The sequence below is a fragment of the Limnofasciculus baicalensis BBK-W-15 genome (genome assembly GCF_024178385.1).
Taxonomy (GTDB): Bacteria; Cyanobacteriota; Cyanobacteriia; order Cyanobacteriales; family Coleofasciculaceae; genus Limnofasciculus; species Limnofasciculus baicalensis.
Genome location: NZ_JAMZMM010000199.1, coordinates 1 through 11,119, shown reverse-complemented (window position 1 = coordinate 11,119; position 11,119 = coordinate 1). Strand labels below are relative to the sequence as shown.

11 protein-coding genes are annotated in these 11,119 nt (G+C 41.7%); 6 read left to right on the top strand and 5 right to left on the bottom strand.

Annotation, left to right across the window (positions count from 1 at the left end; all coding sequences use genetic code 11):
- Positions 1-26: 26 nt before the first annotated feature.
- Positions 27-1,067, bottom strand: coding sequence for an acyltransferase family protein (locus NJ959_RS18360; protein ID WP_254013188.1), 1,041 nt, complete (start codon positions 1,065-1,067; stop codon positions 27-29).
- Between the two features lie 367 nt (positions 1,068-1,434).
- On the opposite strand from NJ959_RS18360, the gene NJ959_RS18355 reads away from it, so the two are divergent.
- Together NJ959_RS18355 and NJ959_RS18350 are read left to right on the top strand one after the other, a co-directional pair.
- On the top strand, positions 1,435-1,680 hold the full coding sequence (locus NJ959_RS18355) for a hypothetical protein (RefSeq protein ID WP_254013187.1): 246 nt from the start codon (positions 1,435-1,437) through the stop codon (positions 1,678-1,680).
- Between the two features lie 195 nt (positions 1,681-1,875).
- Positions 1,876-2,649 (top strand): hypothetical protein, encoded by a 774-nt coding sequence (locus NJ959_RS18350; protein ID WP_254013186.1) that lies wholly within the window; start codon positions 1,876-1,878, stop codon positions 2,647-2,649.
- Positions 2,650-2,761: 112 nt separating this feature from the next.
- On the opposite strand, the gene NJ959_RS18345 is transcribed toward NJ959_RS18350, so the two are convergent.
- Together NJ959_RS18345 and uvrA are read right to left on the bottom strand one after the other, a co-directional pair.
- Positions 2,762-2,995: a hypothetical protein gene (locus tag NJ959_RS18345; protein WP_254013185.1), complete on the bottom strand. Its 234-nt coding sequence runs from the start codon at positions 2,993-2,995 to the stop codon at positions 2,762-2,764.
- 388 nt (positions 2,996-3,383) lie between these two features.
- Positions 3,384-6,266 carry an excinuclease ABC subunit UvrA gene (gene uvrA, locus NJ959_RS18340; protein ID WP_254013184.1) on the bottom strand — a complete coding sequence of 961 codons (2,883 nt, stop codon included), beginning with the start codon at positions 6,264-6,266 and terminating at the stop codon, positions 3,384-3,386.
- Positions 6,267-6,514: 248 nt separating this feature from the next.
- Between uvrA and NJ959_RS18335 the strand changes: the two genes are divergently transcribed.
- From NJ959_RS18335 to NJ959_RS18325, 3 genes are all read left to right on the top strand, one after another.
- The gene (locus NJ959_RS18335; protein ID WP_254013183.1) at positions 6,515-6,793 is read left to right on the top strand and encodes a sunset domain-containing protein; all 279 of its coding nucleotides are present in this window, start codon (positions 6,515-6,517) and stop codon (positions 6,791-6,793) included.
- A 442-nt stretch (positions 6,794-7,235) separates the two neighbouring features.
- Positions 7,236-7,670 (top strand): globin family protein, encoded by a 435-nt coding sequence (locus NJ959_RS18330; protein ID WP_254013182.1) that lies wholly within the window; start codon positions 7,236-7,238, stop codon positions 7,668-7,670.
- Between the two features lie 271 nt (positions 7,671-7,941).
- Positions 7,942-8,841, top strand: coding sequence for a D-hexose-6-phosphate mutarotase (locus tag NJ959_RS18325; RefSeq protein ID WP_254013181.1), 900 nt, complete (start codon positions 7,942-7,944; stop codon positions 8,839-8,841).
- A gap of 135 nt (positions 8,842-8,976) precedes the next feature.
- Here the strand turns inward: NJ959_RS18325 and NJ959_RS18320 are convergent, their stop codons facing one another.
- Both NJ959_RS18320 and NJ959_RS18315 read right to left on the bottom strand, forming a co-directional pair.
- Positions 8,977-9,546, bottom strand: a complete 570-nt coding sequence (locus tag NJ959_RS18320; RefSeq protein ID WP_254013180.1) for a Uma2 family endonuclease — start codon at positions 9,544-9,546, stop codon at positions 8,977-8,979.
- A 223-nt stretch (positions 9,547-9,769) separates the two neighbouring features.
- Positions 9,770-10,279: a DUF4149 domain-containing protein gene (locus NJ959_RS18315; RefSeq protein WP_254013179.1), complete on the bottom strand. Its 510-nt coding sequence runs from the start codon at positions 10,277-10,279 to the stop codon at positions 9,770-9,772.
- A gap of 447 nt (positions 10,280-10,726) precedes the next feature.
- Here NJ959_RS18315 and NJ959_RS18310 point away from each other — a divergent pair.
- Positions 10,727-11,119: CbiX/SirB N-terminal domain-containing protein (locus NJ959_RS18310; protein ID WP_254013178.1), on the top strand; the 393-nt coding region annotated here is incomplete at its 3' end.

Genomic DNA, 11,119 nt, shown 5'->3' with positions numbered 1-11,119 from the left:
GTGGGGAGTCAAAAACTTATTCGCTTCTATTTAATCCAGCTATTAACCAGAGGTTGAAGTTTGATTTCTGTTAAGTAGGATAAGCCAAAAGTTAAGGCTAACTTAATTACCAGAGTTATTGCCAGATTTGGTATATAGCTACTCAAATTAAGCTGCATTAAGATGGGGTAGTGCATGATATAAACGGCATAGGAAATCGGTGCAACATGAGTAAACCATCCTAGCATATTATCGAACCAGAATAACTTCTGTCTGTACCAAACCAAGCCAATCCCTACCGCCAATAAGGAGATACAAAAGTGGCGAAAAGTCAGAAAGGGGAAATAGCCTAAACGAATCTTGGCTTCGTGGAGGATAGGAATCGCTGTCACCACAGTCATGAACAAGAGGGAAAAGAATATCGGCTGGATATTACGATAAGTAAATCGACCATCGCGGATAAATACTCTCGCCGCTTCTACCCCTGACCACCATATAATAAAATAACTTACTACAAAGGAAGCGTGGTTGGGAACTAAAAGATAACTACCATAAGCAATGACAGACAAACCAAGGACAAAATAAATACAGTAAGGAGTTTTACCCAAACCTTTATAAATGGGATAAAACATCATATAAAACCACCATTCATAAGATAATGACCAGAGAGGTAAATTATCCATAAACGGATTAACCCAGTTTCCCGGCTTCACCTCGGCAAAGTCTTGGAGCATTAGCAAATTACCCGCTAACTCACTCCAGGAAAAAGACTTGAGCAAGTTGCCGTTGAAGTAAGCGATCGCAATCGCCAGTAAAATAGAAACAATAAACGGGGAATAGATGCGCCTAAACCTTTTGATGAAATAGGATTTAAAGGTTATATGAGGATTCTTGTAAATCGACAGGTAAATAACAAAGCCACTCAGCAAGAAAAATAACATTACCGCTTCTTGCCCAAAGGAGAAAAAAATAGTTTTTATCGATTTGGGGATAAAATCTAAATGTGATACTAAGTGGTAAAGTAACACATACATCGCAGCAAAACCACGGATAGCATCCAGCTTATTTAGATGTAAGGGTTTGGACATTTTTTAGATCAACATGATGGTATCAACTCCTAGCGATGCTGGAAGCATCCCTTCTCATTCAGTTGTAGCATTCCTGAGTTTGAGTGTCTCGTATCTGGAAGCAGCGGTTAGTTGGGTGTGGAGAGAGTGGAGAGGAAGGAATGTAAGATGGGCGCGGCTGGGATTAATGGAAAACGCCAAGTAGACGCTGAAAGGGAATTACCCAAATTTACAATATGATTCTCAAAGAGATTAGATCATCAAAACAAGTTATTGCAGCCCTCAAGAAACTTGGCTTTGAAGTTATCCATTTAGCACTCGCGATAACCCGACAGTGGTTAAAACCACTGTCTAATAGCTTAAGTCGGTTGAAACCGACTGGATTAGAGTGTTAGTCCATTTTAATGGACTTAAGCTATTAGACAGAGAATTTATTCTCTGGCGGGTTTTTAGGCTAATTGAGATTGGTGCAAGTTATCGGTTGAAACCGACTGAATCAGAATTTAAGTCCATGACGGGGGGCTGCGGCAAAGGAGAAGTTGTCTGCCTCTCCGAAGAAACTATTGACTTCGACCACAATTTTGGGGTACAATATCTATTTAATCATGAGCAACTATTGATAAATCATCAATGATTGGCCAATCATTGATGCCTTTTCATTTCAGATCGGACAGAGGTGTATCTAGCAGTTGATGTCAGACTTCTGCTGGGATTATAAAATTTTATTTTCTATCTGCCTGAAGCTAAAGCATCTTCAGTGATTGTACTTAACGCAATCTCCATCTTTCATCAAAGTTAACTCAGAGCAGTTCTACCAAAATTACTCACAATGACAAAGCAAATCACTCCAGAAGAGATACCTGCTATCAAGGTAGGTGCTTTAATTGCGTATATTATAGTTTTAATATTTGCGATTTGGCTTCTTGAATCGACTGTCTGTGACATTAAAGAAAAAGGAGCTAAAATTGCCGCATTATTTGCTCTATTTACTGTTGCGCCGATAGTTCCCTCGCTATATACCATAGTCATTGTGGGCAATTTTAGGCAACTGTCCCAATTATCTCTGGAAAGAAAGAATAAAGATAAAACAGTATCTGACATCGTTGCTCGTTTGCAAAGCTTGGTAAATCAAGCACCACCAAATATTGATAGTATTCAGGATCTACTTCAACAATTACAGGGGCAAATATACAGTATTGCTACATCTCAGCAAAGGGTAGAAGCTCGAAGTAATGTAGTGAAGCAGCTTAAAGCTTGGCTTAATTTTCTTGGAAAAAGAGAAATACTTAGAGAAGCAACTAAAAGAGGATTAGAGAGGTTTACTCGATTGGATACACTTTCGCCGACGGATCAAGAAAAGGTAAAGAAGGGTTTTAATAAAGATCTCGATCAATGTCTTAAGTGGCTTATTACTAGTTTAGAGGTTGGAGTTAACCAAAATACTGATGGTTTGAAGAGAAGTTTTATAATCCAGTCGTCAACTCGACCTTATCGTGTGGCTCTAGAATATATCAGAGATGCCAGTATAAAAAAATACTGTCATAACGATCTAGAGACTGAAGAACTAAGAACATATATGGATTTATTAATTGAAGAATTTTGATATTGATAGGACTTAATCAGAAATCGGGTTTCTCTACTAAAATACTTCGTTTTAGTGATGAGTATAAAGTCCAGAAACCCCGTCTATTCCTTGACAGCCTGTCAGCCCAGATTCAAAAAGTTTCCGGTGGTGGTGGTGGTGCTTGATAAATATTGGCTAATGCCTTTTGATTTTTCCTCAGAATAGATATTGCTAGATCGACATAAGATTTGGTATCTTTAATATCATTGATTAACTTTGTATCAGATCTTTCTTCTGTTAAACTCTGATGAATGTTATTCAAAGTATTAGAGATAGCGTCGAGTGTTTTTATGTCACTCTGGATTGCATTGACTTTCTGTTCCATTTGTTGATTACCAGCCTTAGAGATAGGTTTATGTAGCTTTTGGAACTACTAACTCTCTCTACGCTGGCAGACAAACGATATCAGAAAATTCTCCTAAGAAACTAAAAGTTTATGAAAATGTTTACCAGACAATTCACCATCAAAGATTAATGAAATTCTATCTTGACCGAGTTCATCTGACATGGTAAGTCTCCTTAGATGCCGCAATAACACATAATCTAAATATATCCCATTATTGCGATCGCAAAACCCAACCTTTGTGCCCTACTCTGGCGAGAAGCCGCTGCGCGTCTATGCATTAAAAAAACTCACAGTAAAACCATCCCCCCCTTTGCGTTCACGTAGTGTAGCGAAGCGCCACCTTTGCGTACCTTTGCGTTAAAAAACCCTACCCCAAAACCCCCCGCAAAAACTCCCCCGTAAAAGATTTAACATTCCCTGCCACCACCTCCGGCGTACCCACAGCAACAATTTCCCCTCCCATATCCCCACCTTCCGGACCCAAATCCACTACCCAATCCGCACACCTAATTACATCCAAATTATGCTCAATTACCAAAACAGAATTCCCCTTATCCACCAACCGCTGCAAAACCTGCAACAAATAATCCACATCAAAAAAAGATAACCCCGTCGTCGGTTCATCGATTAAATAAAGAGTCTTCCCCGTCGCCCTTCTCGATAACTCCGTTGCCAATTTTACCCGTTGCGCCTCTCCTCCAGATAAAGTAGGTGCAGTTTGTCCCAAACGAAGATATCCTAATCCCACATCCACCAAAGTTTGTAATCTTGTCACTGCCCTCGGAATATTCTTAAACACCTCTAACCCTTCATCCACCGTCATATTCAAAACATCAGCAATGGAATGTCCCTTATACTTCACCTGCAAAGTTTCCCGATTATATCTCGCCCCCTTACAAATATCACATTGGACATAAACATCAGGTAAAAAATTCATCTCAATGACATTTACCCCCTGTCCCCCACAAGCTTCGCACCTGCCACCTTTCACATTAAAAGAAAACTGTCCCGCCTTATATCCCCTGGCTTTAGCTTCGATAGTGTGGGTAAATATCTCCCGAATACTATCGAAAATTCCGGTATAAGTGGCGGGATTAGAACGAGGTGTTCTACCAATAGGGGATTGGTCAATTACAATGGCTTTATCAATTGCCTCTAATCCCTTTATCGCACCCAATTCTTTGGGAAAAGGGACGTTTTTAGTCAGGTGATGTTGTAAAGCCGGATATAAAAGTTCATTCACTAAAGTGGATTTTCCGGAACCAGATACCCCAGTTACGCAAACCAGCTTACCGAGAGGAATTTCTACATCTATATGTTTCAGGTTATTTCTATAGGCATTTTTAATTGAAAGCACTTTGCCATTTCCCTCTCTCCTTTCTTTAGGTGTCTCAATTACCCGCCGTCCCGATAAATATGCTCCCGTTAGAGAATTTTCCGCTATCAATAATTCCGCTAATTTTCCCTCCACCACAATTTCCCCACCATGAATTCCGGCTTTGGGGCCAATATCGACAATCCAATCCGCAGCACGAATAGTTTCTTCATCATGTTCGACTACGATTAAAGTATTACCCAAATCTCGCAATTTCTTTAAAGTAGCCAATAACCGCCCATTATCTCTTTGATGTAAACCAATACTGGGTTCATCTAATACATACAAAACCCCAGTTAAACCGGAACCAATTTGAGTCGCTAATCTAATCCGTTGCGCTTCTCCTCCCGAAAGAGTCATCGCCGCCCGGTCAAGAGTTAGATAATCTAATCCCACATCTAATAGAAACTGCAATCGCGCTTTTATTTCTTTTAGCGCTAATTCCCCAATTTGAGCTTGGCGCGAGGTAAGTTGTAATTGCTCAATCCTGTCCCGACATTCCCGAATCGAGACTTCTGTTAAATCGTTAATTCGATATTGCCCCAGTCTTACTGATAGGCTTTCTGGTTTTAACCGTTTCCCGTGACAAACTTCACAAGGGCTAGTCATGAGATAGGGTTCTAACTTTTGCTTTTGTAAGTCAGAATTGGTGTCGTCGTATTGTTTTTGCAGGATGGGAATTACCCCTCTAAATCTCCGATAATCTTTATATTCTTTCATCCAAATAGTATCCTCCACTCCGTACAAAATTACCTCAATCTGTTTGGGAGTGAGTTTTTGCCAAAGTGTAGTAAGTTCAAAATTATAGATTTCGCCGATACTGTGGAGTAGGGATAAATAATAGGAATTTTCCTTGTCTACCCAAGGCGCGATCGCACTATACAACGGTTGGCTTGGGTCAGGCACGACCAATTCCGGCGCAAATGTCCGCAAACTCCCCAACCCGTGACAGTGGGGACAAGCACCATAAGGCGAATTGAAGGAAAAGAGTCTGGGAGATAATTCTTCCATTACCGCCCCATGTTGTGGACAAGCAAAGTTTTCCGAAAATATCAATTCTTTCGGTAATTCTCCATCGGAAATACTTGCTTTTTCTGGGTCAGTTGATATATACTTACTCTTACGATCCTTGGGTTTATCGGACTGTATAGGTGTATCATATAATACCTCAATTACCGCAATACCAGTAGATCTACGCAAACAAGTAGTCAGAGAATCCGTCAAACGTTCCTCTATACCAGGCTTTTTGATTAAGCGGTCAATCACCACATCTATATTATGTGTATAATTTTTATCTAAATTGGGAGAATTTGAGAGTTCAAAAACCTCGCCATCGACCTTCCCGCGAACAAATCCTTCCGCCAGTAAACTGGAGATAAGCTTCTTGTGCGTACCCTTTTTCCCTCGAACGACAGGAGCGAGGATATGGAATTTGGTGCGGTCGGGGAGAGCCATAATGCGATCGCACATTTCATCGATAGTTTGGGGAGTAATCGAGCGATCGCATTTCGGACAGTGAGGTGTGCCCGCCCTCCCAAAGAGCAATCGCAAATAATCGTAAATTTCGGTAACTGTACCAACGGTGGAACGAGGATTGTGGGAGGTGGATTTTTGGTCAATGGAGATGGCGGGGCTTAATCCTTCGATGGCATCCACATCCGGTTTATCGAGTTGTCCGAGAAATTGACGGGCATAAGCGCTGAGAGATTCGACGTAGCGCCGTTGTCCTTCGGCAAAGATGGTATCGAATGCCAGAGAGGATTTGCCGGAACCGGATACGCCTGTGAAGACGATCAGGCGATCGCGCGGGAGATCGAGGTTGATGTTTTTGAGGTTATGTTGTCTGGCTCCGCGTATGGTGATGGTGTTTAGCATTTTTGGGGTGGGGTGTTTTTATTGATTTTAGCGGGGTTTGTGGGTGGGGGTTTTTTAACGCAGAGGTTCGCGGAGGTTTGAAGAGAGGTTCGCGGAGGTTTTTTTAACGCATAGACGCGCAGCGGCTTCTCGCCAGAGTAGGGCGCAAAGGGGTTCGCAGTGGAGATATTGAAAATATTATTGACTAAATTACCGATTTCGGTATAAAAATAAAATAGTCAAAATTGTAATTACTGAATGGAAGTTCTATGTTACTCAAAAAAATTGCGATCGCCTCAGCCATATTAACAGTTGCCTTTTTGCAGATTAGTTTTGCTCGTCGTGCTACTGCCACTGGAACGACTGTTCCTCCCAACCCATCCTGCGCGATTAAAGGCAATATTTCACATACGACTGGCAACAAGTTGTACCATCTTCCAGGGATGAGAGATTATAACATTACAGTCATCGATATGCTTCGCGGGGAGAAGTGGTTTTGTACAGAAGCGCAGGCGCTCTCAAATGGCTGGAAAAAAGCTCCGAGATAGGGTAATCAATCTAAGAGGCTATCTCTAAACGGAAGTTACCCCCATGGGAGTAACTTCCCAATCCTGAAACCCTTATTGTTGATATCCGATTTATGAAAACTATTGAACTGTCTGAGTCTAATCTCACAGTAGTTGAGTTAATTGAATTGGCGGAACAAGATACTATCATCCTCATAAAACCTGATGGTACAGAGAAAGATTAAATTGCAAAATACGCGATCGCTAAATCCTCCCACAGATCGCTCTGGATATCTAATTACAGAGGATTTCAGCCGTGTGAGGTACCAGCAGAAAATTTTTGACTTACGGAGAGATATAGCACTGGGCAGTTAGCAGTCAGCCATCAACTTTTTTCCTTACTGCGATCTCCTGAAAGTTTGACATCCTTTTGGTGATGTGACAATATTTAGGAGTCCTAGTTAATCTCAGAGAATAAGCTTTTATGTTGAATGTTGAGATTTTAGAGACCAGTTTCCAAGCAGTACAAGATTCTAATCAAAATTTTCCTACTGCTTTCTACAGCAACCTTTTAGGTGATTATCCTGAAGTCAAGCCTCTATTTGCTAATACGCGAATGGATGAGCAAGGAAATCATCTTTTTGAATCCTTGAAGTTCGTTGTAGCTAACCTCCGCAACTCTGAACTTTTAGCAGAAAAACTTAAAGGTTTGGGTACTCGGCATGTCAAATATGGTGTACTGCCACAACACTATCCTTTAGTTGGTAACTCTCTGCTTAAGACATTGGCAACCATTGCTGGAGATGCCTGGACTTCAGAGGTTAAGCAAGCTTGGGTTGATGCTTATACTGCCATCACCAGCATCATGCTAGAGGGGGCAGATTATCCACCAGAGGTACTAAAACTGACTGAGGAATAAGGTACAGATTCTCTCCATTATCTAGAGCGATCTTTACGCAAAAACTCTATTTGTAGGGTGCGTTACGCTTTGCTAACGCACCCTACCTACTATAAGTAGATCGATATCAATAACAAACTAAATCAACATTTTTTTACATAGTCGATAACCCAAGTTTGTTTGATATGATAATCCCAGAATATACGACGGCTATCTGTCAAACCAAGCAACACAATAAAATCTAGCCACCATAATATTAGATAATTGTAAAGCAGTTCACCAGACCAATCCCATGAATATTGACCAATTAAACACTGACTACGGCATTCCCGGCAACCTCACCTTCGCTACCGGAAAGGGTGGTTTCCCCATGATTCACATCGACAATGGCAAAGCTAAAGCATTAATTTCAGTCTATTCTGGTCAAGTGCTTTCCTTTCAACCAGCCACTGAAACCACCGATTTGATGTTCTTGAGCGAAAAAGCCTATTATGCAGAAGGGAAAGCCATCAAAGGCGGTATACCCATCTGTTGGCCTTGGTTTGGTCCAGATCCCGAAGGCTTAAACCGTCCAAGTCATGGGTTTGTCCGGAATCGCCTCTGGAATGTGCTAGAAACTGCCACAACTGCAGACGGCGCAACGAAAGTCATTTTAGGACTTAAGGATACTGAGGAAACTAGAGGGATTTGGCCTCAAACTTTTGAACTCGCGATCGCAATTACCGTTAGCACCACTCTCACTGTAGAATTAATTACCCGCAATTTAGGCAATAAATCTTTTCCCCTCACCCAAGCTTTTCATACCTATTTCCAAGTCGGCGATATCAACCGCGTGGAGGTTTTGGGTTTAGAAAATACCCAGTATCTTGATAAGGTTGATGGTGGTGTGGAAAAAACTCAACTGGGTGCAGTTGCGATTGCCAATGAAGTAGATCGGATCTATCTTAATGTTACCAATGAATTAGTCATTAACGATCCTGCCCTCAATCGCCGCATCCGGATTAAATCTTCTGGTAGTAAATCTACTGTAGTATGGAATCCCTGGGTGACAATTTGTGCAAATATGGCAGATCTTGATGATACTGATTATCAGCGTTTCCTCTGTGTAGAAACGACTAATGCGGCTACAGATATTGTCGAAGTTCCCCCTGATGGTGAATTCCGGTTAGAGGTAATTTATAGTATTGAATGAAAGTGAGATTTCCTACACTAACATCAGTATAGGTATGGTGTAGGTTACGCTAACCCATAAGCTCTATATGTAGGGTGTGTTACCCTTTGGTAACGCACCATGCCAACTATATATCCTCTAGTTGTGTAATTCATATTATATCAACCCAGCCACATCTTCATAGATATTAGTCATGGGAGTAGAAAAATTAATACTCTCTAAACAAACATCGTCCTCTGTACTATAAGTATAAAGCACCCAACGCCCTTGATCGTTACGCCTAAAACACTCTACATTCACTTGATCTTGAGAAATTAACACATATTCTTGTAGAGTTTCTATAGTGCGATAATCAGCAAACTTCCCTCCTCGATTAAACGCTTCTGTACTTGGAGAAAGAACTTCTACAATCAAACGTGGGTAGCATTTAAAATCATCAGGAGTGCGATCGCGTTCATCACAAGTTACCATGACATCGGGATAATAAAAGCAATTTGCAGCTTCAATGCGAACTTTCATATCTGAGGCGTAAGCGCGACAGCCACTACCCCGTACATGGTTTCTTAATAGCGCAAATAAGTTACCCCCAATGGTGGCATGGGCATCACTTCCTCCAGCCATGGCATAGATTTCTCCACGAATATATTCGTGTTTGATAGGACTCATCTTTTCCCCTTCTAAATAGTCTTCTGGAGAAATGTAAAAATAGTCTTTGCTAACAACCATATCAGATCTCCTTCTCAGTAGTACTTTTATATTATCAGGACTTACGCACAGGTCGTCAGAAACCCGGTTTCTTCGTCAACCTCGATCGTCTAAACCCACAATTTTCTGTAGAAACCGGGTTTATGAGCGTAAGTCCTAATTATGTCGCACGATCCAAACAAAAAAAACCCGCGCAGGCGGGTTTCGTCTGTGTAGCTGCGGTTTCAACCGCCAATCTCTTCCATCAAGCCATCCGGTGAGAATCTCTGTAACACCAGCCCAACACCGTAGCACCTGCGACTAACTTAATCGCTTCTAGCATCCAATACCACTCGTGCATCTCAATCATCCCCGCTGGCATTCCCGTTGCTGGCTCAAAAACATTCAATTGCATTGCCAGGGCACTCATCTGAGGGGTCATGATGTATGTATAAATAAGTGCAATTGTCAGAAGCAGCCCTGATAATAAAATTGCCCAGCGTCTCACATAATGATAGAGAGGGGAAGTCCCGCGTAGTGCTAGGAGACTAGCTAACACTAAACCAGCGCACAATAACTCGATCCGGTTAAAAACCCAGAAAATAGAATAGCCAGCAGTTGCGAAACTGGATTGGCTCATCATTCCCGCCGACGCGAGAAGAGGCATAATCGCGAAATCTATAATCAGACTACCACTCAGCCAAAGCCCCAAGGCAAACATTGCGATCGCTTGCCACGAGGGTTGCTTTGATCTGGGGCTAAAAACGGCATTCATGGAAAAATCCTCTGGTTTCTGTCTTACTCCCAGCTTAACCAATTTTATCGGCAAAAAATATGAAGTAATTATGCAATTTGAGCCACAATTAGTAGAATTGATTTATATTTCTTAGCATTGCAAAGAATTGTTAAGAGAGCTGGACATTTTACAGAAAATACCCCCCCAGGAGCATATCCAGTTGGTGCGGATTCCGGTAAGATAACAAGGCACACGTCAATCACAAGACTCTAGGGAAACATCGGTATCAGTCCGAGGCTGTGCGGCAACTGTAAAGGCGGAAAGATCAAGGATGAAGGCTGAAGGCAAAGCGAGAAACAAGCTTTTGCGATCGCAAGTAACTCTTTTCCACTTCCTACATCTAACTTCGTGCCTAAGCCAGAAAACCTAGTTATTGCGTATCCACTCTATTTTCCCGCCTTGCACGGGAAGGAATTTTAACCATTAATGCCTACTCTCGATCGAACTCATTTCACCCCTGAATCGCTCTCATTGCCACCACTACCGCTACAACGTCCATTATTAACAATCGGTCATGGTACCAGAGATGAAGATGGTCGTCAGGCTTTTTTGGATTTTGTCAACACCTACCAAGCCTTAGATCGATCGCGCCCTGTAGTACCTTGTTTTTTAGAACTAACAGGTCCAACAATTCAAGAGGGCGTAGACGAGTGTGTAGACAAAGGTTACACCGAACTCTCCGCTTTACCGATTCTACTATTTGCCGCCCGACACAATAAATTTGATGTCACCAATGAATTAGATCGAGCCAGAATCAGACATCCCCAAGTTAAATTTTACTACGGTCGTCATTTTGGCATTACTCCCAATATTTTAGAT